Consider the following 24,154-nt stretch of genomic DNA (forward strand, 5'->3'; position numbering starts at 1 on the left):
GCTGATAGTACATCGCACTTGCAGCACAAAAAAAATGCCGGGCTCAGTTCATTCACGAGTCCGGCATTTTTCATTCATGCAGCGGTTCACGCAAAAGTTCAGCGACCATGCATCGCCAGAAAGCTCTCCAGTGCCGGCACGGCCGTGGCGCGCGCACCTGCCAGCGGCAGGTTTTTATCGGTGGAAATATGGCCGTCCACCATCAGCGACAGGTAGCGCAGGCAGCATACCCGCAGGAAAGAAGAAAAATTATCGACGCCGCCGCGATATTCGACCAGCTCGTCATACAGCTTGGTAATCAGTTGGTTGACGTTCATGCCGTCGCGCTCGGCAACTTCCTGCAGCACGTGCCAGAACAGGTTTTCCAGGCGGATAGAGGTGACCGCACCATGCAGGCGGATGGAACGGGCCTTGGACTCATACAGCGCCGGATCGGCTTTGACGAAAATTTCACACATGAAGCACTCCTTGAGGACAGGCTTGCAGGCAGGCTGAAATTATATACCCCTGCTTGCCCGCCCGCCGTCTGCAACGCTACAAGGAGATTTCCGTGCCCAGCAACTTCAGGTATTGCGCTATCCAGGCCGGATGCGCGGGCCAGGCGGGAGCGGTGACGAAGTTGCGGTCGGTTACCGCATCGGTGACGGCGATATCGGCATAGGTGCCGCCCGCGGCTTCCACTTCGGGCCGGCAGGCAGGATAGGCCGAACAATGCACGCCTTCCAGCACGCCAGCCGCCGCCAGTATCTGCGCGCCATGGCAAACGGCAGCGATAGGCTTCTTCGCTTCGGCAAAATGCCGCACCAGCGCAATGACCTTGGGATTAAGCCGCAGGTATTCCGGAGCACGGCCGCCGGGAATGACTAGGCCATCATAGTTGCCGGCTTCCACCTTGTCGAAATCATGGGTGATGTTGAAACGGTGGCCGGGCTTTTCGGTATAAGTCTGCTGCCCTTCGAAATCATGGATAGCCGTGGCAACGTAGTCGCCGGCTTTCTTGTCCGGGCAGACCGCATGCACATTGTGGCCCACCGCCAGCAGCGCCTGGTAAGGCACCATGGTCTCGTAGTCTTCGACAAAATCGCCGACCAGCAATAAAAGATTTTTCGCAGCCATGATATCTCCTGTATGTTTTTAGGGAAATACCATTGTTCATCCGATCTCGACGCGGCGGGTAATTGCCGGTTACTACATCGGGCTTTGTTATATCATGGGATTGCCAAGACGCAAGCTACCATGCTTTAATTTAACGATCCGCCAACGCCAAATACCAGATACAGATCATGAAACGCGTACTCTTTATCTGCAGTCGCAACAAATTGCGCAGCCCCACCGCCGAACAGGTTTTCGCGCGCTGGCCGGACGTGGAAACAGACTCCGCCGGCTTGGCCGACGATGCGGTGGTGCCGCTGTCCGGCGACCAGCTGGAATGGGCCACGCTGATAGTGGTCATGGAGGAAGCGCACCGCAGAAAGCTGAACCGCCAGTTCGGGCGCCATCTGAAGGGCGAGAAAATAGTTTGCCTGGGAATTCCGGACAACTATACGTTTATGCAACCTGAGTTAATTACCCTGCTGGAATCGCGGGCCGGCGGGTTATTGAAATAACACGCCAGCGCTGCAGCTACCTGCCGGCCAGCGACGCAATATTGTCGTGGCCGCCCGGTCCGAAAATTTGCTCTTTCAGATGCCCCAACTGGTCGCGCACCTGCGCTGCCTTTTCGAACTCCAGGTTTTTCGCATGGTCCAGCATCAGCTTTTCCAGGCGCTTGATTTCGCGGCCTATCTGCTTCTCGCTCATCATTTCATACTTGGCATGCTCTTGCGCCACGGCCAGTTCTTCCCGGGCTTCCTGCGGGCTATAGACGCCGTCGATCAGATCCCTGATCTGCTTCTTGATGCCGACAGGCGTGATGTTGTTGGCCAGGTTAAAGGCGATCTGCTTGTTGCGCCTGCGCTCCGTTTCATCGATGGCCTTGCGCATCGAATCAGTGATCTTGTCGCCATATAAAATCGCCATACCGTTCAGGTTACGCGCTGCCCGCCCTATCGTCTGTATCAGGCTGCGCTCCGAACGCAAAAACCCTTCCTTGTCCGCATCCAGAATCGCTACCAGCGATACTTCGGGGATGTCCAGCCCTTCGCGCAACAGGTTGATGCCGACCAGCACGTCAAAGGTGCCCAGGCGCAAATCGCGGATGATTTCTACCCGCTCCACTGTATCAATGTCGCTGTGCAGATAGCGGACCTTGACGCCGTTATCGCCCAGGAACTCGGTCAGCTGCTCCGACATGCGCTTGGTCAGCGTCGTCACCAGCACGCGTTCATTCTTTTTGACGCGCATGCTGATTTCAGACATCAGGTCATCCACCTGCGTCATCGCAGGACGCACGATGATCATCGGGTCCACCAACCCGGTAGGCCGCACTACCTGCTCCACTACCTGGTCGGAATGCTTGTTCTCGTAATCCGCCGGCGTGGCGGAGACGAATACCGTCTGCCTCAGCTTGCTTTCAAATTCCTCAAACTTCAGCGGCCGGTTATCCAGCGCTGAGGGCAGGCGAAAACCGTAATCCACCAGGTTGGTCTTGCGCGCGCGGTCGCCGTTGTACATGCCGTTCAGCTGGCCCGTCAGCACATGCGATTCATCGAGAAACATCAAGGCATCGGCCGGCAGGTAGTCCACCAGCGTCGGCGGCGGCTCTCCCGGTTGCGCGCCGCTCAGGTGACGCGAATAGTTTTCGATGCCCTTGGTAAAGCCGATCTCGGTCATCATTTCCAGGTCGAAGCGGGTGCGCTGTTCCAACCTCTGTTCTTCGATCAGCTTGTTCTCCTTGCGGAACCATTCAAGGCGGTCGCGCAGCTCATCCTTGATGGTCTCGATGGCCCGTAACACGGTCGCGCGCGGCGTCACATAGTGGGAACCAGGATAGACGGTAAAGCGCGGAATCTTTTGCCTTATGCGGCCGGTAAGCGGGTCGAACAGCTGCAGGTTCTCGATCTCGTCGTCAAACATCTCTACCCGCACTGCCAGCTCGGCGTGTTCCGCCGGGAAGATGTCGATGGTATCGCCGCGTACGCGGAAGGTGCCGCGGCCGAAATCCACTTCATTGCGCGAATACTGCATCTGGATCAGGCGCGCGATCACATCGCGCTGGCTGACCTTGTCCTTGGCCCGCAAGGTCAGGATCATCTGATGGTATTCATTGGGATTGCCGATACCGTAAATCGCCGAGACGGTGGCGACGATGATGACGTCGCGCCGCTCCATCAGCGACTTGGTGCAGGACAGGCGCATCTGTTCAATATGTTCATTGACCGCGGAATCTTTTTCAATAAAAAGATCACGCTGTGGCACATAGGCTTCGGGCTGGTAGTAGTCGTAGTAGCTGACGAAATATTCGACGGCATTGCGCGGAAAAAACTCGCGGAACTCGCTGTACAGCTGCGCCGCCAGCGTCTTGTTGGGCGCAAAAATAATCGCAGGCCGGCCAAGGCGTGCGATCACGTTTGCCATCGTATAAGTCTTGCCGGACCCGGTCACACCGAGCAGGGTCTGGAAGAACAGTCCGTCTTTTATGCCCTCCACCAGTTTGTCGATCGCCTGCGGCTGATCCCCCGCAGGCGGGAACAGCTGGCATAGCTGGTACGGCGAATCGGGGAAAGTCACGAACTTTGCCTCGTCGGCATTGCTGGAAACTTCTGATAAATCAGCCATTTAGTCTTACCTTTGCTAAAATACGCTTTGGAATGTGGAACCTCTGATTCATTTCAGATTTATCAATCTGCTGCACAGGGCTATGTTTGGTCTGCGAATTTACAAGATTCGCTGCTTTATGAAGTACGGTTACCTGCTTGCATGACAAGGGCAGGAGCCGCCTCTGCAAATCATTGTTCCCGCAATCAGGACAAATCCTCTATCTGCCCGGGCTGGAGATACGCACTGCCCGCTGCACTCTTGGAAACCGGCAATACTAGACTCATTTCTAGCCTTTTTAGCATTATATCAACCGCACCACTAGATAATTTTCCATACTATCACGATGAACGCTCCTCTTTCCTCCCCCTTGTTTTCAGCCATCGAAATGGCTCCACGCGACCCGATCCTGGGCATCACTGAAGGTTTCAATGCCGATAAAAACCCTGCCAAGGTCAACCTGGGCGTAGGCGTTTATTATGATGATAATGGCAAGGTCCCTCTGTTAGCGTGCGTACGCAAGGCGGAAGCCATTCTGATGGAAAAACTGGCGCCGCGTACCTACCTGCCCATCGAAGGCCTGGCAGCGTACGACAAGGCAGTGCAAGAACTCGTATTTGGTGCCGACAGCGCCGTAGTTCAAGAGAAACGTGCGGTCACCGTACAAGCCATCGGCGGTACTGGCGCACTGAAGATAGGTGCCGACTTCCTGAAACGCTTCTCGCCGGATTCACAAGTATGGATCAGCGACCCGAGCTGGGAAAATCACCGCGCATTGTTTGAGTCAGCAGGCTTTGTCGTCAACAACTATCCGTACTACGATGCAGCTACCCGAGGCGTCAATTTCGCCGGCATGCTGGACGCGTTGAAAACCATGCCAGGCGGCTCCATCGTACTACTGCACGCCTGCTGCCATAACCCGACAGGCGCCGACCTGACAGACGACCAGTGGACCGAAGTGATCCAGGTGGTCACCCAGCGCGGTCTGGTTCCTTTCCTGGATATGGCCTACCAGGGCTTCGGCGACGGCATCGAATCCGACGGCAAGGTAGTACGCCGCTTTGCCGAAGCCGGCGGCGCCCTGTTCGTGTCCAACTCCTTCTCCAAATCCTTCTCGCTGTATGGCGAACGCGTAGGCGCGCTGAGCATCGCCGCAGCCACTGCGGAGGAAGCCTCCCGCGTGCTGTCTCAACTGAAACGCGTGGTCCGCACCAACTACTCCAACCCGCCTACCCATGGCGGCCAGGTCGTGGCTACCGTGCTGGCAACGCCGGAACTGCGCGCACTGTGGGAAGAAGAACTGGCCGGCATGCGCGTCCGCATCCGCGAAATGCGCCAGCTGTTCGTGCAGCAATTGAAAGAGAAAGCACCGGCGCATGATTTCGATTTCGTCATCAAGCAGCGCGGCATGTTTTCTTATTCCGGCCTGACCAAAACCCAGGTAGAAAAACTGCGCGACGACAACTCCATCTACGCCGTAGACACAGGCCGCATCTGCGTCGCTGCGCTGAACAGCAAAAATATCAATACCGTTATTGACGCGATCGCCAAGGTCTTGTAAGCCGATCTGGCCGCAGTTCCGGCACAGCTAAACCGGAGCCGCGGCCATGCAAAAAATTCTTCCATATCAAGAGTTTTCCAGCAAAAAGTTTTTGACAAGAGTAACAAAGCCGCATATAATCTTTGTCTCTGTTCCCTGATAGCTCAGTTGGTAGAGCGACGGACTGTTAATCCGCAGGTCCCTGGTTCGAGTCCAGGTCGGGGAGCCACAGAATTCGCAGCATGTAATACGCAAGAAAAAATGCAGTAAAAAGTTTAACGAAGATCATCATTTCTTCTATTCCCTGATAGCTCAGTTGGTAGAGCGACGGACTGTTAATCCGCAGGTCCCTGGTTCGAGTCCAGGTCGGGGAGCCAAATTAAAAAGCACTTAGATTAATCATCTAAGTGCTTTTTTGTTTTGGTTTTTATCTTTTGTCTTCGTAGAGCGCCACCATGCTCGCGTGATGGCCGACATGGGCATACTGATGTCGAACTGGCTAACAAAAACGTACACTCATATTTTTGCATACAAACCATCCGGATAGCGTTGACGAGCCATCGATAAAACCTTCCAAAGAATGCACTATGCGAACTTTGGCATTTAGAAGATTCAACATATCCTCATTTCAATAATTCGCTTAATTTTTTTATTCCTTCAACCTGTATCGCCATCGAAATCACGGTATCCAGGACGATGACATTGTCTACATCCCTGTACGGCAGCTTGACGTGCACTTTCTTATCATTCGCCTTGGCAAGGTAGAAGCAGCCATCTGCCGCCCACATAACTACCTGAAGCCAGGGCACGAAAGTAATTTTGTTTTTAGCCATCAGTCGATGCGTGATTACCGTAATACCCTCGTCCTGGACAATAGCGTCGCCGAACTGGATGCGCTTACCTTGCTGCATCGCGATAAGAAAATTTTCCGTCATGCGCGCGCCTATGGCCTGCGAAAGCACTTCGGCAAATTGTGAGTAGATTTTATAGTTGCTGAATACAGCAACTGCTTCAGAACTTTCATCTCCGAAAGCAACAAAGAAAACAGGGCGGTTGAAGTTAAACAGGCTGCGACCGGTATATCCCCTGCGAAAGCGGGTAATTTCATTGAGCTTGTATTTTTTTTTGCCCCAGCTTAGCTCCCCTGAAGAAATACTCAGCAATCTTCTGAAGACACCAATTTTGGCGCTATAGCTGATTCCGTCTTCCCCGGCCAAATCCGCTGCTTTTCCAGCTTGTATTTCTCTTTCCGCCTGCTCAAGGGCCACACTATCCTTTGCGAGCCTTTGCATCAATCCCGGTAAACAGGAAAAAGACTCCTTAAGCAGGCTGAAAAGGCGCACGGCGCTGTCCTGCATGTCATGCTCGTTAAACAGTTCGACGGCAAGGACGTGAATCTGGTACGTCACTTCCTCGCTTTCCTTGTGCTCTTTACCGCTGGAACTGGCGCTATACTGCAAAGGCCGTGCTATATAATCCCAATTGCGCGCCACGCGCTGCAGCTCGTCGACAAACCGGTTTATTCCAGCCTCTCCATAGCCGGAGAAATCCCGGATGGCCTGGATGAGTTTCTGGATGTTTTCTTTTTCCTTGTTCAGAAAATTTCGGCTTTCGGCTTCGTAACTGGTGACAAGCTTGTTGATCAATGGCCTCGCTTTCTTCAGGCCATGGCCGGTCGCGCTATCAACTAACTTAGTCATGATGTCAATCAGCGAATCAGTGGGAAACCGGCTCAACGTCTCACTCATCGCTTGATGAAAATAAAACTTGCGCTCCTCCAGCCCCTCTTTCAATTCTTCCGCGGTGCTGACTTCAGTGAATTCCGCCATCCGGCGATCTGCGTTGATATCCGCTCTGACATCTTCCAAGTCAATGGTTTCGACAATATGAGCCGTCTTTTCGATGTGGTTCACCACGTCAGCGGTCGGGAACCGTGAATCTATCTGTTCAAAGGCGGCAACTATCAGATTGGCATATGCCAACGAAGGCAAGTTTTTTTCAATGCGGACAGACGAAGGATCTCGTATAAGCAAGTCTAATAATTGAACCGCTTTGTCAGCAGGAACACCTGGCAGCCACGCCATTTCAAAGTGCAGGCGGCTGCGCGGATCCGAAAGAACGGCTCTGGCCTTTTGGCAAACCTCGCTCCCCAGCTCATGGGATTTTTCTTTTGCCAAAGCATCAATCCGTTGCTGTCTATCTCGCGGACTCGCGTCCAATAGCCAAAACGGATTCCTATGCAGCGAGCTCCCCTTGCCTGCGGGTAGTTCGACGTATTTTGTCGGAGACGCTCCAAGGTGCACGCCAGAGGCAGATACACGCACAGGGACTGTAGACACTATCCCATCTGGTGAATACCTAAGTATTTCCGGGCCCTCGCTTTGCCCTTCTTCAATATCCAGAACCTGCTTCAGGTACAGCGTGCCTCCACAATCTGCATGCATATATGTATCTCCGGCATCGTTGGCACCGGAAGCCGGCAACGCATCGACGGCATGCCCGCAATTGAGGCAGTTGCCCTGCCTGCGGGCATGGCTTGTCGCCCATTCTTTCCATAGCTGCGCATACGCGACGTATTTTTCGGCGAGCTTTTTTAAAGCAAGCGTATATCGATCAAACCCGCCCTCACCCGAAAGCAGTTTTTGATAGCTTGCAACCTGCTTTTCGATATCAGACAAAGACGGAATACGCTCAGCCTGTGTCAGCAACTGACAATGCTCGCACCACGCCTGCCTTCTCAAGAGCGGCGCTATGCGGTCCTGGCCAAATTCATAAACGCGGGCCACAAACCGCACTTCCGGGGAAAATTCAGCACAAGTGAAATCGCATTTGGAACAGTTATAGTGATGAATAGCAGTCATGGGCAATCGTATTATTTTTTACCGGATTGGGAAGCAGACTAAGGATCGGCACAACGCAGACAAATAAAGTAACCGATACATTTTTATTTACTACGCTGTTTCGACCTCGGCAGATCAGAAAAATCAATGGCGTGCGGTGCGAAGGCTGCCAGTGCATCTGCTGCAAAAGCCTGCCGCTGCCGCTCAACTTCCTCGGCAACAATTCGCAACTCTGACTTACTATACAAATAGTTAAGGCAGCGGCTGTTGTACGCATCAACATAGGTATTAAAAAGATCAACCGTCTCGCGGTTGGGCATCGCCAGTGGCAAGCCAGCCTCAATTCTGATTTTTAGAATCAGGCAGTATCTGAGCTGCGATTTTGAAAGCTCATGCCCCGTCCCGATGGGAGCCAGCTCTACCTGTAAACCGTGGGCATCAAAAGGCAGCGATGGTGCCTGCTTCCTTACAACCGGTACAACTGGTACAGTCGGTACAGTCGGCACGGCAGCAGGCTTATTCGCAGGCACAGCATTTTCCCCGGCACTTGACATGCCAGAAGAGTTTTTGATGGAGTACATAAAATCGATTGCCGTATACACCACCCATATAAGCACCACAGCGCCAATGCTGAAGATCACCAGCCCGCCCAGGGACCGAAAAAATAGCTGCAGCCGCACGGTGCCATTCGCTTCATGTACAAGCCTGGTATCCGGCCATCCGGCCTCGCTCCTGCCCTGTTTCGGCATAGCCTTCGCCGGGGCAACGGCAATGTTCAAATCGGACGCCATCGCAGACAAGCCGGCAAACCCTCTCAAGGGCTTTTTGTCGTTCTCAGCAGTCAAGCGAATTCCCCTTTTGTTTTTTGGTTGATGCATCCAATGGGAGTTGCGGCCATATGCTTAGGACGTCAGGAATATCTTTGGACATGTTCAACTCTACAGATTAGATAAGGCTTCAATGGATCATTCTTGGCATTAAAAATTTACTCGCAGGAGCCTCTGAAATAGTAATCCCTGACCTTATTTACGATGGCTACTCGTGGCTTTATTTACAAGAACGGCCTGGTTCACTCTGGCCGACCGCATCCCAATCGCCAAGCAGCGCGGATGAAAGCAAGCCCCGGTACGATCTAAGGTAGCAAGTGTATTTTTTAAAATCATTTTCTTGCCAGAAGGAGTTATCAGAAGCGCCAGCCTTCAGAAATAATATAATGCAAACATTTCAAATAAACAATAGTTTTTAAGGAGAAATGATGTTTTTATTATTAAGATCGTCAATTTCATACTTTGACGGGCGCCAAGGCGATACTTGCCAAAAGGTCTTACTGTGCGAGATGATGCGAAGTTATATAGGCAGCCGCAAATGATCGCTTGCGCGCGGCGACACTAACAATGCAATGCATATTCCAAAGCACTCAATGAAGCCAATTTACGTGACCGAGCCGGCCCTGCCGCCGCTGGAAGAATTCATCCCCTATCTGCAACAGATCTGGGACAGTAAGACCCTGACCAATGGCGGGCCCTTCCATCAGCAGCTGGAAAGCGCGCTGTGCGAATATTTGGGCGTCAAGCACATTGCATTGTTCACCAACGCGACGATTGCGCTGATCACGGCATTGCAGGCGCTGCGCATTACCGGCGAAGTGATTACCACCCCCTACTCTTTTGTCGCAACAGCGCACTCGCTGTTGTGGACCGGGGTGAAACCGGTGTTTATCGATATCGATCCAGTGACGCTGAACATGGATCCGGACGCTATCGAAGCAGCCATCACGCCTCAGACTACCGCCATCATGCCGGTGCACTGCTACGGCCACCCCTGCGATGTAGAGCGCATCCAAAAGATCGCCGATACTTACGGACTGAAGGTCATTTACGACGCGGCGCATGCGTTTGGCGTGCAGAACGATAGCGGCAGCATCCTCAACTATGGTGACCTGGCAGTGCTCAGCTTCCACGCAACCAAGGTGTTCAATACCTTTGAGGGCGGCGCCATCATCTGCCCCGATGCGAAGACCAAGCAGCGTATAGACCACCTGAAGAATTTCGGCTTTGTCGATGAAGTGACTGTGGTCGCGCCGGGCATCAACGGCAAGATGAGCGAATTCAATGCGGCGCTAGGCCTGTTGCAGTTAAAGGGCATACAGGGCGCGCTGGAAAAACGCAAGGTGATCGACGCACATTACCGCAATGCACTGGCGGACGTGCCAGGCATCTATTGCGTGCCCGGCGCCGGCGAGAAGGTCGCCAACTACGCCTATTTCCCTATCATGGTAAAACCGGAATACCCGATGAGCCGCGATGCGCTGTACCAGAAGCTGCGGGACAACGGTATTTTTGCACGCCGTTATTTCTATCCGCTGATCAGCGATTTCCCCATGTATCGCGGGCTTCCTTCGGCGGCGCGCTCCGGGCTGCCGGTGGCGCGCGAAGCCGCGGATCAGGTAATCTGCCTGCCCATCTATCCCACACTGGAATTGGCCGACCAGGAAAAAATCATCTCCGTGATTCGCGGAAACTGATATGGCAAACCGTCTATTGCACATTGGCGCTGCAGCCTCTGCTACGCCGGGTTTTATCAGCGTAGGCCAGTTTCCCGGTGCGGAAGTACCCTGCGACGTGACGCAGGGCCTGCCTTTTGCAGACAGCTCTGTGGACGGCATCCATTGCGAGCATTTCATTGAAACGCTCAGCCAGGCACAAGGCTTGGCTTTGCTGCGAGAATGCAGGCGCGTGTTGACACAGGAAGGCCTGTTGCGTATCGATACGCCTGATCTGGATACGATTATCGCTACCTACGTGGCAGCAGATTGGCAAATGCAAGGCGGGGCCGGCGAAAGCAGCGCGGACAGAGGATGGCTGGGCAGCCGCTCTGAGTATCTTGACGAGCAAATACGCGGCCACGGCCGGCAACGGCTTTACAATGCGGAGGATCTCCGCCGTGCAGCCCAATTTGCGGGCCTGGATGGTGGGGTACGTCACGACAGTGGCACCGGAAGCCTGGCGATGGAATTTTCGGCAAGAAAACATCCCCTCGATACCGAACCCTTGGTAAGCATTGTTATTCCAGGCTACAGGGCCAGGTATTTTGGGCCGGCAATTGCCAGCGCCCTGAACCAGACTTACCCGCACATCGAAATTCTGGTGCTGGACGATAGCGGTAACGACGACATCTACCAGCTTATCCAGGCAAGCGGCGCTCCGGACCGGATACGCTATCTGAAAAATACGCCGCGCCTGGGCGAGGCGATGAGCCTGACTCGCGGCATATCCGAAGCACGCGGCCAGTTGATCAAACCGCTGTATGACGACGATTTCCTTTTGCCGGATTGTGTGGAGCGCATGGTGGCCGGAATGCAAAAGTGCCCCGCCGCGAATTTACTGATCTCAAGGCGCTTTACCATCAATGCAGCCGGGGAGCGAATAGAATCACAAGCCATCTCGGTAGCTACTGCCAGCTGCGAAATCAGCGGACTTAGCCTGGCCGCCTTTACACTCGCGACAGGACGTAACTTCATCGGGCCGCCATCATCAGTCATGTTCCGCCGCGATGATGCGCTGACCATACCGGAATGCGTCATGACTTTCGCAGGAACGCCGATGTATGGTGCTGGCGATGTGGCAATGTATATGAACTTGCTCAGCAGGGGCGATGTCGTATTTCTGATGGATATGCTGAGCGAGTTCCGCATCCACGATGACCACACTTCCAGCGACCCTGCCATTTTTCCGCAGGAACGCAGAAGCTGGATCAACCTGAAACATCACGGGCAAAGGCTGGGCTTGATCCCCGCCGACGCCAATATCAAGATCAAGCGCGCAATCTGACTGGATCCGCTATTGCGGCGCACTCTCCGCTTTCCTGAGCGTGCGCCACAGTACCTCTTTCCAGGCCCCGCTAGCCGCCTGTACGCTGTGCGACAAAGCCATCGCAACGGTATTTTGCTGGCCCGCCCGGCGCACATCGGCACCATTGCTACTGCACCATTGCATCGCCGTGCGGAAGGCTTCAGTCGAGCGCTCGACCAGTAAGCCCTTCTGCCCGGACTCTTCCTGACCGATGAGCAGACTGTGATTTTCACCGCGCACACTGACAGGGAAGACCCCGCAGGCCATCGATTGCATGAGTAGAGGCAGATGCGGCTCAGCATCAGACAAAATCAACAGCACATCAATCGATTGAAAAAACTGCGCCATGACGTGCGGCGATTGTCCGGGCTCGGCAATGGCGACCTTGATGTCCTCGCCCATGGCCGGGATCAACAGATCGAAAACCTCCTGTTTGTTATGGTTGACATTGCCCACCCAGCCGAACAGCACCGGGCCGCTACGATAGGCATCGGCCTTGGCCTCGGCCTTATACACAGCAAAATCGACGCCCGCCTCGCCATGGCTGATATCGTGGCTGGCAGCATACCGCGCCACAATCTCCTGCGAGGAAGCGATATAGCTTGCAGCATTGTCCGGCGTGAGGTCCGGCGGCGCACCCGCATCAAGGTAACGCACGCGCCGCTGCGGCGACATGCCCCACTCCTTGGGCAAGCTCTCGCGTCCGGAAAAATCCAGCACGATATCGATGCCGGGACAGGACAGGTCCGGTTCCTCCTGCGCATACACTATTTGCACACGAAAATCACTGCCCAGCTCATGCGCCAGCTTCGCTACCCAGCCTCCTTTTGGATCACCGCGCTTGTCCATCAGCACGCCAAGTGCCGGACGGCCCGGCGCCGGTTTTTCTACGGCGCCACTGAAAACCGCGTCGCTTGCCTGGCTTTGCCGATTTTGACTCCCAAGCAAGAGCGCTTGCCTTATCGTTGTCTGCGCCGCCTGCATGCGGGCGGCCAGCTCCGGTCCGGGAACAAATTCACGCTGCAGCTGGCCATGTTCTATCAGGTCCGTCCATCCGCGCAGTACCACCGGCCATGAATAACATTGTTCCCAGTGAGCATAGCTGATCTGCCCCAGCTCGCGGCGGATGGCGGGATAATCTGCCAGTACGCGCAGCGTTTGCTTGAAATCCTTCAGGTCGCAAATCTGCCCTCCCAGATGGTCATTGGCGGCGCCGCATTGCGGCGTGGCCAGCCAGGGTTTGCTGTGCGACATCGCTTCCAATAAGGTGATCGGAGAGCCTTCGCCGTGCGATGCCAGCACAGCGACATCGCAGGCCTCCATCGCCGCCGATATCCACTCCGGCGGCAGTCCGGGAATGAATAAAATATCAGGCCGCGTTGCCAGCTTTGCCTGCACCGTGCTGACGCAATCGGCCGCCCCGGTCAGGTTGCCTATCATGACCAGCTGCCACGATGCAGGCAGATCAGGCAATGCATCGATCAGGCCCACATGGTTCTTGACCCAGTACAGGTTTGCCACGTGCAGGATCATGAAACGGTCTTCGGGAATGCCGAACTGGCGGCGAAAATCGCCCGCCGGCGCCATCTGGCTGACTGCGTTCGGCAAGTAGACCGGCTCTATGCCGGCTCCCTGCATATAGCGGGTATCGGGGCCGCTCCTGGTCATTACCAGCGCGGCATCGGCCGCCTTCAGGATGGCCGTCAGGCGACCGCTGAAATCGGCATTGTCCTTCCAGCGGGCATAGCCGTCTTCATTGATGATGGGCTGGATAAAAACGCTGGTCTGAGGCGGTGGATCCAGGCCCTCCACGCTCCAGACGATATTGCCCAGCGGATCCTGGATCAGGATACAGGCGCCGAATTCGCCGGAAGCCACCGCATTACGTATCGCCAGAGAAAACTCAGGCGCGTTGACGCTGGCAATTCTTACCCCATTGTGAACATCGCTGGCGCGGCCAGGGAACATCAGCGTCATCACGGTGACACTGTATCCAGCGCGCACCAGTTCGCTGCTCAGCTGGCCCATGCTGACCTCCAGCCCGCCTATGGAAGGCCAGAAGTGGCTACAGACGATCAGTACGTTCTTGCTAACAGGGAGCGCGATAGGCATTGCGGGATTCTTATATCTGGGTAAGATTGACGATGAGGATATCATCGCGCGCCGGCACAGGCAATTTTTGCCCGTCTGCAGAGCCGGAGATTTGCGGCGGCGCGCAGATTATCCGGTAAACTATGCGACGGCTAAAGCAGGCTTTATCTTGATCAATGAAAGTATCATCCATGGAGTGCAGCATGTTTACCATTATCGTTCCTACCCACGATCGTCCGCTGCTGCTGCGCCGCACTTTGCAATCGCTGGTCGCGCAAACGTACAAGGATTTCACGGTGGTGATCGTCGCCGATTCTTCCGCCTATCTACCCCCTTATGAAGAACTGGCGCAGCTGGCCGACCGCTATGTGTACCTGATACGCGGCAGCGGTATTGGCGGCCCGGCGGAGAGCCGCAACATGGGCCTGGATATTGTCCGGTCAAAGTATGTGATCTTCCTGGATGACGACGATACCTTCGAACCGGGCCACCTGCAATCGCTGGCTGACGGCATAGGAAACACATCTCCGGACATCCTGTTTTGCGACTTCAAGATCCGCAATGAAGACCGCACGGTATCGCCGCCGCAGCACCTGTCTACTGTCGATGTCTCGATTGCCGACGTGACGCAAGACAGCGTCTATGTGCGCAACCGCATTCCCAATAGCTGCCTGGTTTACGATAAAAGAGTGGTCGCCCCTATCAGATACGATACCGGCCTGATCATCTATGAAGACTGGGATTTTTTGCTGGATTGCCTGAAAGGAAAAAAGCTGGGCTACCTGCCTGTGAACTCGGTTGTCATCCACAAGAGCGGCGCCACTGCCCCGGAAAATATGCGCCGGGGGAATACGCATGATGAGAAAATTGTCGAGGTCATGCTGCTGCTGTACAGCAAGCACGCTGCGCCGAACCAGGAAACGCGGCTTGCCCGGCAGACGCTGCTGGCCGGCGCCGGCGTCGACCTCCCGATAGAGCATTTCTGACGCAAGCGGCTAACGCCGTGCAGCCTGCATAAAATGGAAACGGGCCGTATACGGATACGGCCCGTTTGATTTACTGCCTTGCATCGCTCACGCGATGCAATACCCATCCAGCTTATTGCTTGTTGGGGATATCGACGCTGTCTTTGACTTTGGCATTTGCCTTGGCTTCCGCCTTGACTTCAGCGCGTGTCCTGCCGCTGTTTTTGTCGCCTTTTTTCACTGGCAAAGGATCGAGGTCGAGATTCTTGTCGAGTTCGCCGGACTTGCGCGCTGTTTTGACGTCGTCTTTCACTTCCGCGCGGGTATTGCCGGAACCTTTGGCTGCTTTTTTCGGCAATTCAGGCACGTCCACGTTTTTGTTCAGTTCCCCTGACTTCGCAGCAGCCTTGGTTTCCGCTTTGACTTCGGCCCGTGTCTTGCCCGCTTTAGCGCTGGCAGAAGCAGGGCTTGTCGTTTCTGCTGGTGCAGAAGCCTGTGCAAAAGCAGACATACTGAATGCCAGTACGACAGGTGCTACCAGAATCGGCAAAATTCTTTTCATCATCATTCTCCTTTTGTTGAGAGACAAACGCACTCCGTTAGTGTTGAGCACAGACCTTTATATCATAAATACAAAACGGATACCCCACCTCGCAGGGGCACTATGGCAAGTTTGCCACACTAGCTCACGACATTTACAAATTGACACGGATTTTAATTCGTTTGTCGGCGTAAAACCGTCTCGCAGAATAGCCTGATGCGCCTGTCACTCAATGCGGCAATAGCAAATTGCGCGGCAAGCCAGAAATTGAAAAAAGAGGATATGCAACGAGGAAATACAACGGCAACGAACACTCTCCGCATCCACTGCGAAGAGCATAGGCACCGGTGCTTGCTTACCTGGCCAGAAGAGAAAGGATGGACGTCAGTTCGTCGCGGATGGCGAGCAGGTTCATGGGCGGGGCCACGGCATCCAGTTGTGCATCGTTGGCGCTACCGTTAACATGCATGTTCAGCTTGTTGCGGGCGCCATTAATGGTAAACCCCTGCTCATACAGCAACTCGCGGATGCGGCGTATCAGCAGCACTTCATGATGTTGGTAATAACGGCGGTTACCACGACGCTTGACCGGCTTGAGCTGCGTAAACTCCTGCTCCCAGTAACGCAGCACATGCGGTTTGACGCCGCATAGATCGCTCACCTCACCGATCGTGAAATAGCGCTTCGCCGGGATAGGCGGCAACACAAAAGCTTCTATCTTATGTTCGCTCATAGATCAGGTCAGGCGGCATGGGCGAGAGGCTGGTCACCGACGTCGTCCACCATGCCCTTCAGTTTCTGGCTGGCGTGGAAAGTCACAACGCGACGTGCCGTAATAGGAATTTCTTCCCCGGTTTTAGGGTTACGGCCAGGACGTTGCGGCTTGTCGCGCAACTGGAAATTACCGAATCCGGACAGCTTGACTGCCTCGCCTCTTTCCAGCGCATTACGGATCTCGTCAAAGAAGGTTTCCACCATGTCTTTGGCTTCGCGTTTGTTCAGGCCGACTTGCTCAAACAGCAGTTCCGCCAGCTCGGCCTTGGTCAAGGTCGGCAGGTCTTTTTCAGCCTGTGAGCGCGCCTTGGCTTCACGCATCGCACGATTCAAATCTGCATCCAGAACCGATTGAAGCTCAGCGGAAGTCACTTCATTCATTATTTTTAATCCCTACTTGCATATATTTAATTCAGCAACATTCACTACCGTGCCTGTCGCTGAGGCAGCTCCCTGCCTGTGTTTTTAATGATCCCGGCAAAACGAATTTGCTCATTAATTCGGCTTATCGAAACAGCCGGGAATCAAGTCTCCCTCTATCAACGCAATCTTGCAGCACACTTTGCATTTGCAATCGCGATAAAGGCAGCCATTGCCGCTTCCACTTTATCATCTTGCAAGGTACTTTGAGTATCTTGCAAGGTAAAGCGGAAAGCAAGACTTTTTTCGTCATTTTCCAAACCCTTGCCGCGATATTCATCAAATAAAACAACGGCTTGCATGATTTTACACGCTTCACTGGAACTTGCCTCGGCAGCGAACGCATCCAGCAAATCCTGCACGGAAACGGCCTGCTTGACGACCAGCGCCAAGTCGCGTGTGACAGCCTGGAATTTCGCAATATCACGGTACTGCGGCAAACCCAGAGACTGCAATGCCGCGGTATCCACTTCAAACACCACGGGTGCCAGAGGCAGGTCGTATTTCTGCTGCAGGCGCGGATGCAATTCACCTATCACACCGACGGACTTGCCTTCGCACTCGATCAGTGCGGAACGTCCTGGATGCAGGGCAGCGTGTTCAGTCTTAACAAAGCGCAATGCCTTCGGCGCAAACAAGGTTTCCAGGTCGGCTTTCACATCGAAGAAATCGACGTTGCGCGTATCCTGGCCCCATTGTTCATCCGCCACCGGTCCGTAAGCCAGCGCTGCCAGGCGTTTAGGCTGGTCGTAGCCTGCCACTGTCAGCGGGCCGTCCGGTACGTCTGCATTGCGCAGGTATATAGCACCGATTTCAAATACGCGGATACGGCTGACCTTGCGGTTCAGGTTGTACCGCGCGTTGGCAATCAGGCTGCCAACCAGACTCGAACGCATCACACTCATCTGGCTGGCGATAGGGTTCAGCAATTTGATCGGGTTGCTGTTGCCGGCGAAATCTTTTTCCCAGGCCTCTTCAACGAAGCTGTAGTTGATGACTTCCTGGTAATCCAGGTCGGCGATCTGGCGGCGTATCGTGAACAGCGAGCGATGCTCTTCCGGCGCCACGCGCATCGCGTTGGCAGCCACGGGAGGCAAGGCAGGAATGTTTTCAAAACCGTACACACGCGCGACTTCTTCGATCAGGTCTTCTTCAATTTCCAGATCGAAGCGGTACGAAGGCGGCGTCACCAGGAACTCGCCCGGCGTCTGCGCAAATGCCAGTCCCAGGCGGGTAAAAATGTCGGCAATCGTTTCGTCTGTCAGCGGCACGCCGATGACCTTGACGGCGCGCGCAGTACGCAGTTTCACCGCCGGACGTTGCGGCAGGTTGACGATCTGGTCATCCACCGGACCGACCTTGACCTGGCCGGCGCCACCGCAAATTTCCACGATCAGCGCGGTGATGCGTTCGATGTGTTCCACCGTCGTCGCAAAATCTACGCCACGCTCAAAACGGTGCGCTGCGTCGGTGGAGAAGTTGTAGCGGCGTGCCCTGCCCTGTATCGACTGCGGCCACCAGAAGGCGGCTTCCAGGTAGATGTTTTGCGTATCCAACGTCACTGCAGTCGAGTCGCCACCCATGATGCCGGCCAGCGATTCGATTTCCTTGTCGTCGGAAATAACACCCACCCACTCATCGACGCTGACAGTATTGCCGTTCAGCAGTTTCAGCGATTCGCCGGGCTTTCCCCAGCGTATATCCAGCCCGCCATGAATCTTGTCCAGGTCGAATACATGGCTAGGACGGCCCAGCTCCAGCATCACGTAGTTCGAGATATCCACCAGCGCGGAAATGGAACGCTGGCCGCTGCGCTCCAGCCTTTGCTTCATCCAGTCCGGCGTCGGCGCCTTGGCATTGACACCGCGTAGGATGCGTCCACTGAAACGGCCGCACAGGTCCGGCGCAGAAATCTTGACCGGCAGCTTGTCTTGCAGCGTAACGGCAACCTGCTTTTCTTCAGGCATTGTCAGCGGTGTGCCGGTCAACGCCGACACCTCACGCGCCACGCCCAGCACCGAAAGACAGTCAGCCTTGTTCGGCGTCAGCTTGATGGTGAACTTCAGGTCATTCAATTGATAGTAATCGCGGAAATTCTGGCCCACGGGCGCATCGGCCGGCAGGTCCAGCAAACCACCATGGTCTTCCGACAATTTTAATTCGCGCGCGGAGCACAGCATGCCTTGCGACTCAACGCCGCGCAACTGGCCCAGCTTGATTTCAAATGGCTTGCCGTCTTCGCCCGGAGGCAGGATGGCACCCACCATCGCGCATGGCACTTTCATGCCCACACGCACATTCGGCGCACCGCAAACGATGTTCAGGATCGCGCCGGTGCCGGCATTGACCTGGCAGACATTCAACCTGTCTGCATTAGGGTGCTTGGCGATTTCCAGTATTTCAGCGACGACGATATTGGAGAAAGGCGGAGCGACAGGATCAACATCCTCCACTTCCAGTCCTGACATAGTCAGCAAGTGCGCCAATTCATCCGAAGTCATCTTCGGGTCTACCATGGTACGGAGCCAGTTTTCGGAAAATTGCATAATTCAGCCGTGGAAATGTGCTTGATTAAGGTACTTAAATCCAGATCGCGATGATGCAGAGAGACATCCCTGCACCCGCGGCTTTATTTAATTGAATTGTTTCAGGAAGCGCAAGTCGCCTTCATAGAACAGGCGCAGGTCGCTGATGCCGTAACGCAGCATCGCCAGGCGTTCCAGCCCGGAACCAAAGGCGAAACCGATGTATTTATCAGGATCCAGGCCCATATTCCTTACCACGGTAGGATGCACCTGGCCTGAGCCGGACACCTCCAGCCAGCGGCCTTTCAGCGGGCCGCTGCCGAAGGCAATATCAATCTCCGCCGACGGTTCTGTAAATGGGAAATAGGAAGGACGGAAACGTACTTGCAGGTCGTCGGTTTCAAAGAAGGCCTTGACGAAATTCAGGTACACGCCTTTCAGGTCGGCAAAGCTGATATGTTCGTCTATCCACAAACCCTCCACCTGGTGGAACATCGGCGAATGCGTTGCATCGCTGTCCACACGGTAGGTGCGTCCCGGGGCGATGACCTTGATCGGCGACTGGTTCATGCGCGCATAGCGCACCTGCATAGGGCTGGTATGCGTGCGCAGCAGCAGCTGCTTGCCCTGCGTATCCTTGCCATCGATGTAAAAGGTATCCTGCATCGAACGCGCGGGATGGTTTTCCGGGCTGTTCAGCGCGGTGAAATTGGTCCAGTCGGTTTCAATTTCCGGGCCATCGGCCACATCGAAACCGATGGAACGGAAAATTTCTTCCACACGCTGCCAGGTGCGCATTACCGGATGGATGCCGCCCATGCCGCGACCGCGGCCGGGCAGAGTCACGTCGATGGCCTCAGCGTTCAGGCGTGTCTGCATCTGCGCATTGGCCAGCGCTTCGCGCCTGTCGGTCAATGCGTTTTCTATCTGTTCCTTGATGGCATTGATGATCGCGCCCTGCGCCTTGCGCTCATCGGGCGCCAGCTTGCCCAGGCTTTTCATTTGCTCGGTAATCTGGCCGGTCTTGCCCAGGTAAAGCGCTTTCGCATTTTCCAGGGCGGCAGCGTCCTGGGCAGCAGCGAAATCTGCGCGTGCTTGAGTTACGAGATGATCTAAGGGATTCATGCGATTTTTCCCGCTTCGGGGAGCCGAAAACAAAAAGTTGTTGAGAGATTAGCCTGGCCAATCGTGCGCAAGGGTAATTCCGCAACAGCCTCAAGCTGAAAATAAAACGGGGCACAGGAATTAACCTTTGCCCCGCTCACTGATTGCCGTTGCGCCTGAAGCGCAGCGGCATCGAATCACAACAATTACGCAGCCAGGTTAGCCTTAACTTGATTAACAATCGCGGCAAACGCCGGTTTGTCCATCACTGCCATATCAGCCAGGACTTTACGGTCCAGTTCGATGGAAGCTTTTTTCAGGCCGTTCATGAACACGCTGTAAGTCATGCCATGTTCACGGGTTGCTGCATTGATACGGGTAATCCACAAAGCGCGGAATACGCGTTTTTTGTTACGACGGTCACGGTATGCATATTGACCAGCGCGCATGACTGCTTGCTTGGCAATACGGTATACCTTGCTGCGGCGACCACGATAGCCTTTGGCTAAGTCGAGGACTTTCTTATGACGGGCACGAGCTGTAACCCCACGTTTTACTCTAGGCATAGTAACTCCTTAAATATTGAGTATGAGGTTAAGCTGTTGGCATCATGCGAGTAACGGAAGCCATGTTTGAATCATGGACACCGACTGCACCGCGCAACTGACGTTTGTTCTTGGTAGTTTTCTTGGTCAAGATGTGGCGCTTGAAAGCCTGACCACGTTTGACAGTTCCACCCGGACGTACACGGAAGCGCTTTTTGGCGCTGCTTTTCGTCTTCATTTTTGGCATAACACTATCTGTCTGTTACGACAGCTCCACTTTTAACATGATTGTAGGTGGCAACGATTACGATGCACTTGGATGCCTACTCTCACTTGTTGGGCGATGAAATCGGGTCCATCGCCATTTGGACAGTTACGGTTGCCCGTAACGATCACAAATCTTATCTACTTACTTTTTCTTCTTAGGCGCCAGAATCATGATCATCTGACGGCCTTCCATCTTGGGAAACTGCTCTACCTGGCCGTACGGCTCCAGATCCAGCTTCAGACGTTCCAACATACGCATACCGATTTCCTGGTGGGCCATTTCGCGGCCGCGGAAACGCAGAGTAATCTTGGTCTTGTCGCCTTCGTCCAGGAATTTGGTCAGATTACGCAATTTGATATTGTAATCGCCATCATCCGTACCCGGACGGAACTTGACTTCCTTGACCAGAATGATCTTCTGCTTCAGCTTGGCTTCGTGCGCCTTCTTCTGTTCCTGATACTTGAACTTGCCGTAATCCATCAGACGGCAGACAGGAGGCTGCGCAGTTGGCGCTATTTCAACCAGATCAACGTTGGCTTCTTCAGCCAAGCGAAAGGCTTCCGCCAGTTTAACGATGCCAAGGGCTTCATTTTCAACGCCGCTCAGGCGCACTTCTGGCGCAGTAATTTCACCGTTGATGCGATGTGACTTGTCAGTAGCTATTGTAGTTTCCTTCAAAAATTAAATAAATTGGCTGTGCTCTACCGCCTGGCATTATCCGGTCAGGCCTTGGCTTCTATCTCGCTTTTCAAGCGGTCCACCAGGGCATCCAGAGGCATAACCCCCAGGTCCAGATTGCCACGCGTACGCACAGCCACTGTGTTTGCATCCCTCTCCTTATCACCAATCACGATGATATAAGGCAGTTTTTGAACGGAATGCTCGCGTATTTTATAGGTAATCTTCTCGTTACGCAAATCCAAATGCACTCTAAACCCTTGTTTCTTCAGGTTTTCTGCAACAGACCTGGCGTAGTCGGCCTGCGCATCCGAGATATTCAGCACTGCAATTTGCAATGGAGATAGCCATAATGGCATCGCGCCGGCATAATTTTCTATCAAGATGCCGATAAAGCGCTCCATGGAGCCAACAATCGCCCTGTGCAGCATGACCGGCACTTTGCGGGAGTTGTCATCCGATACATATTCGGCATCCAGCCGGCCCGGCATCGAGAAATCAACCTGCATGGTGCCGACCTGCCATGGGCGGCCCAGGCTGTCTTTCAGGTGATATTCAATCTTCGGACCGTAAAACGCGCCCTCTCCCGGCAATTCCTCCCAGCTTACGCCGCATTGGCGCAAGGCGGAACGCAAAGCCTCTTCCGCAGTGTCCCATACCTCATCGGAGCCGATGCGGTTATCGGGGCGCAAAGCGATCTTGATGAAGATCTGTTCAAAACCGAAATCCGCGTACACCTTCATGGCCTGCGGATGGAAGGCAGTAACCTCCGCCAGGATCTGCTCTTCCGTACAGAAGATATGGCCGTCATCCTGGGTAAAACCGCGCACGCGCATGATGCCGTGCAGCGCGCCGGAAGGCTCGTTGCGGTGGCACTGACCGAATTCGCCGAAGCGCAACGGCAATTCGCGGTAGCTGCGCATATTGGAATTGAAAATCTGCACATGGCCAGGGCAATTCATCGGCTTCAGCGCGTAGTGGCGGTTTTCCGATTCTGTGGAGAACATGTTTTCACGGTAGTTTTCCCAGTGGCCGGTTCTCTCCCACAAAGTGCGATCCAGGATCTGCGGACCTTTGACTTCCTGGTAGCCGCAATCCTGGTAGACCTTGCGCATGTATTGCTCCACCTGCTGCCAGATGGTCCAGCCCTTAGGATGCCAAAAAATCAGGCCCGGCGCCTCGTCCTGAAAGTGAAACAGATCCAGCGCCTTGCCCAGCTTGCGGTGGTCGCGCTTTTCCGCCTCTTCCAGCATGTGCAGGTAGGCTTCCTGATCTTCCTTCTTCGCAAACGCTGTGCCGTACACACGCTGCAGCATCTCGTTCTTGGAGTCGCCGCGCCAGTAGGCGCCGGCCAGCTTCATCAGCTTGAATACTTTCAGCTTGCCGGTGGATGGCACGTGCGGACCGCGGCACAGGTCGGTGAAGCTGCCCTCTGTGTACAGCGATACATCCTGGTCTTGCGGGATGGACTCGATGATCTCGGCCTTATAGGCCTCGCCTATGGATTTGAAGTAAGCCACTGCCTCGTCGCGCGGCAATACCTTGCGGGTGACGGGCTCATCTTTTTTGGCCAGTTCCAGCATTTTCTTTTCTATCGCCTGCAAGTCGTCCGGAGTGAATGGACGCTTGTATGAAAAATCGTAGTAAAAACCGTTCTCGATCACAGGGCCGATAGTGACCTGTGCATCCGGGAACAATTCCTTGACGGCGTACGCCAGCAAGTGGGCGGTGGAGTGGCGAATGACGTCCAGGCCGTCCGCATCCTTGTCAGTGACGATGGCCAGGTCAGAATCAATATCGATCAGGTGCGAAGTATCCACCAGCTTGCCGTTGACCTTGCCGGCCAATGCTGCTTTTGCCAGGCCTGCGCCTATGCTGGCTGCTACCTGGGCTACGGTGACTGGCGCCTCAAACTGACGCTGCGAACCATCGGGAAGTCGGACTGAAATCATTTTGCTCTCCATGCCAGCAATGTCTTGCTGAAAAACACTACTCAAAAAATGCGGACGAAAAAAAACGCGGCATAGCCGCGTTTTTTTCAATACATACAGACGAAAAAGAACCCCGACTAGCGTCGCTCACAAGTTGCAGTGATCGTAGTTCGCGGTGTCATAACCATGATGCCTTTCTCGCTCTTATATGTAATGAATTACAAATTAATATTCTGGTGGGCGGTGCAGAATTCGAATCTGCGACCCCTTGGATGTCGACCAAGTATTCTAACCAGCTGAACTAACCGCCCGAAGAACGAAACTATAGCAAAGTTCATCCGGGGGGTAAAGTTTTTTTAGGCAATTTTTTACGAAATATTTAGCA

The 24,154-nt window shown here is 54.3% G+C and carries 21 protein-coding genes and 3 tRNA genes; 7 read left to right on the top strand and 17 right to left on the bottom strand.

What is annotated here, in order from left to right:
- Window positions 1-98 precede the first annotated feature (98 nt).
- Window positions 99-458: a ribbon-helix-helix domain-containing protein gene (locus ACO0LO_RS21065; protein ID WP_422967083.1), complete on the bottom strand. Its 360-nt coding sequence runs from the start codon at window positions 456-458 to the stop codon at window positions 99-101.
- Between the two features lie 76 nt (window positions 459-534).
- Complete coding sequence (locus ACO0LO_RS21070) at window positions 535-1,116, bottom strand: DJ-1/PfpI family protein (protein ID WP_422967084.1); 582 nt, start codon at window positions 1,114-1,116, stop codon at window positions 535-537.
- 167 nt (window positions 1,117-1,283) lie between these two features.
- Between ACO0LO_RS21070 and ACO0LO_RS21075 the strand changes: the two genes are divergently transcribed.
- Window positions 1,284-1,607 (top strand): low molecular weight protein tyrosine phosphatase family protein, encoded by a 324-nt coding sequence (locus ACO0LO_RS21075; protein WP_422967085.1) that lies wholly within the window; start codon window positions 1,284-1,286, stop codon window positions 1,605-1,607.
- A 16-nt stretch (window positions 1,608-1,623) separates the two neighbouring features.
- Here the strand turns inward: ACO0LO_RS21075 and uvrB are convergent, their stop codons facing one another.
- The gene (uvrB, locus tag ACO0LO_RS21080) at window positions 1,624-3,717 is read right to left on the bottom strand and encodes an excinuclease ABC subunit UvrB (RefSeq protein WP_422967087.1); all 2,094 of its coding nucleotides are present in this window, start codon (window positions 3,715-3,717) and stop codon (window positions 1,624-1,626) included.
- Between the two features lie 325 nt (window positions 3,718-4,042).
- Here uvrB and ACO0LO_RS21085 point away from each other — a divergent pair, with 325 nt between their 5' ends.
- The 3 genes from ACO0LO_RS21085 (at window position 4,043) to ACO0LO_RS21095 (ending at window position 5,613) form a co-directional block, all read left to right on the top strand.
- Window positions 4,043-5,257, top strand: coding sequence for an aromatic amino acid transaminase (locus ACO0LO_RS21085; protein ID WP_422967089.1), 1,215 nt, complete (start codon window positions 4,043-4,045; stop codon window positions 5,255-5,257).
- Between the two features lie 132 nt (window positions 5,258-5,389).
- Window positions 5,390-5,465 (top strand) — tRNA-Asn (locus tag ACO0LO_RS21090).
- 72 nt (window positions 5,466-5,537) lie between these two features.
- Window positions 5,538-5,613 (top strand) — tRNA-Asn (locus tag ACO0LO_RS21095).
- Window positions 5,614-5,859: 246 nt separating this feature from the next.
- Here the strand turns inward: ACO0LO_RS21095 and ACO0LO_RS21100 are convergent.
- Window positions 5,860-8,097, bottom strand: coding sequence for a hypothetical protein (locus ACO0LO_RS21100; protein ID WP_422967091.1), 2,238 nt, complete (start codon window positions 8,095-8,097; stop codon window positions 5,860-5,862).
- 83 nt (window positions 8,098-8,180) lie between these two features.
- Window positions 8,181-8,921, bottom strand: a complete 741-nt coding sequence (locus tag ACO0LO_RS21105) for a hypothetical protein (protein ID WP_422967093.1) — start codon at window positions 8,919-8,921, stop codon at window positions 8,181-8,183.
- Between the two features lie 575 nt (window positions 8,922-9,496).
- Here ACO0LO_RS21105 and vioA point away from each other — a divergent pair.
- Both vioA and ACO0LO_RS21115 read left to right on the top strand, forming a co-directional pair.
- The gene (vioA, locus tag ACO0LO_RS21110; protein ID WP_422967095.1) at window positions 9,497-10,600 is read left to right on the top strand and encodes a dTDP-4-amino-4,6-dideoxy-D-glucose aminotransferase VioA; all 1,104 of its coding nucleotides are present in this window, start codon (window positions 9,497-9,499) and stop codon (window positions 10,598-10,600) included.
- A 1-nt stretch (window position 10,601) separates the two neighbouring features.
- Window positions 10,602-11,906 (top strand): glycosyltransferase, encoded by a 1,305-nt coding sequence (locus ACO0LO_RS21115; RefSeq protein WP_422967097.1) that lies wholly within the window; start codon window positions 10,602-10,604, stop codon window positions 11,904-11,906.
- A 9-nt stretch (window positions 11,907-11,915) separates the two neighbouring features.
- Here the strand turns inward: ACO0LO_RS21115 and ACO0LO_RS21120 are convergent, their stop codons facing one another.
- On the bottom strand, window positions 11,916-14,039 hold the full coding sequence (locus ACO0LO_RS21120) for a glycosyltransferase family 4 protein (protein WP_422967099.1): 2,124 nt from the start codon (window positions 14,037-14,039) through the stop codon (window positions 11,916-11,918).
- Window positions 14,040-14,049: 10 nt separating this feature from the next.
- The gene (locus ACO0LO_RS21125; RefSeq protein WP_422967101.1) at window positions 14,050-14,232 is read right to left on the bottom strand and encodes a hypothetical protein; all 183 of its coding nucleotides are present in this window, start codon (window positions 14,230-14,232) and stop codon (window positions 14,050-14,052) included.
- On the opposite strand from ACO0LO_RS21125, the gene ACO0LO_RS21130 reads away from it, so the two are divergent.
- The gene (locus tag ACO0LO_RS21130; RefSeq protein WP_422967103.1) at window positions 14,222-15,004 is read left to right on the top strand and encodes a glycosyltransferase family 2 protein; all 783 of its coding nucleotides are present in this window, start codon (window positions 14,222-14,224) and stop codon (window positions 15,002-15,004) included. The two genes, ACO0LO_RS21125 and ACO0LO_RS21130, sit on opposite strands and share 11 nt — an antisense overlap.
- A 112-nt stretch (window positions 15,005-15,116) precedes the next feature.
- Here the strand turns inward: ACO0LO_RS21130 and ACO0LO_RS21135 are convergent, their stop codons facing one another.
- The 10 genes from ACO0LO_RS21135 to ACO0LO_RS21180 form a co-directional block, all read right to left on the bottom strand.
- Window positions 15,117-15,548 carry a DUF4148 domain-containing protein gene (locus ACO0LO_RS21135; RefSeq protein WP_422967105.1) on the bottom strand — a complete coding sequence of 144 codons (432 nt, stop codon included), beginning with the start codon at window positions 15,546-15,548 and terminating at the stop codon, window positions 15,117-15,119.
- Window positions 15,549-15,879: 331 nt separating this feature from the next.
- Complete coding sequence (locus ACO0LO_RS21140) at window positions 15,880-16,257, bottom strand: MerR family transcriptional regulator (protein ID WP_422967107.1); 378 nt, start codon at window positions 16,255-16,257, stop codon at window positions 15,880-15,882.
- Window positions 16,258-16,265: 8 nt separating this feature from the next.
- Window positions 16,266-16,679: an integration host factor subunit alpha gene (locus ACO0LO_RS21145; RefSeq protein WP_422967109.1), complete on the bottom strand. Its 414-nt coding sequence runs from the start codon at window positions 16,677-16,679 to the stop codon at window positions 16,266-16,268.
- Between the two features lie 158 nt (window positions 16,680-16,837).
- The gene (gene pheT / locus ACO0LO_RS21150; protein ID WP_422967111.1) at window positions 16,838-19,264 is read right to left on the bottom strand and encodes a phenylalanine--tRNA ligase subunit beta; all 2,427 of its coding nucleotides are present in this window, start codon (window positions 19,262-19,264) and stop codon (window positions 16,838-16,840) included.
- A gap of 87 nt (window positions 19,265-19,351) precedes the next feature.
- On the bottom strand, window positions 19,352-20,368 hold the full coding sequence (gene pheS, locus ACO0LO_RS21155) for a phenylalanine--tRNA ligase subunit alpha (protein ID WP_422967113.1): 1,017 nt from the start codon (window positions 20,366-20,368) through the stop codon (window positions 19,352-19,354).
- Window positions 20,369-20,553: 185 nt separating this feature from the next.
- Complete coding sequence (gene rplT, locus ACO0LO_RS21160) at window positions 20,554-20,913, bottom strand: 50S ribosomal protein L20 (protein ID WP_188565803.1); 360 nt, start codon at window positions 20,911-20,913, stop codon at window positions 20,554-20,556.
- Between the two features lie 28 nt (window positions 20,914-20,941).
- A complete protein-coding gene (gene rpmI, locus ACO0LO_RS21165) occupies window positions 20,942-21,139 on the bottom strand; it encodes a 50S ribosomal protein L35 (protein ID WP_422967115.1) in 198 nt (65 codons plus the stop codon).
- 162 nt (window positions 21,140-21,301) lie between these two features.
- Window positions 21,302-21,838: a translation initiation factor IF-3 gene (infC, locus tag ACO0LO_RS21170; protein WP_422967117.1), complete on the bottom strand. Its 537-nt coding sequence runs from the start codon at window positions 21,836-21,838 to the stop codon at window positions 21,302-21,304.
- Between the two features lie 44 nt (window positions 21,839-21,882).
- On the bottom strand, window positions 21,883-23,790 hold the full coding sequence (gene thrS, locus ACO0LO_RS21175) for a threonine--tRNA ligase (protein WP_422967119.1): 1,908 nt from the start codon (window positions 23,788-23,790) through the stop codon (window positions 21,883-21,885).
- 213 nt (window positions 23,791-24,003) lie between these two features.
- Window positions 24,004-24,080 (bottom strand) — tRNA-Val (locus ACO0LO_RS21180).
- Between the last annotated feature and the right edge of the window lie 74 nt (window positions 24,081-24,154).

The sequence above is a fragment of the Undibacterium sp. TJN25 genome (genome assembly GCF_049339885.1).
Taxonomy (GTDB): Bacteria; Pseudomonadota; Gammaproteobacteria; order Burkholderiales; family Burkholderiaceae_D; genus Undibacterium.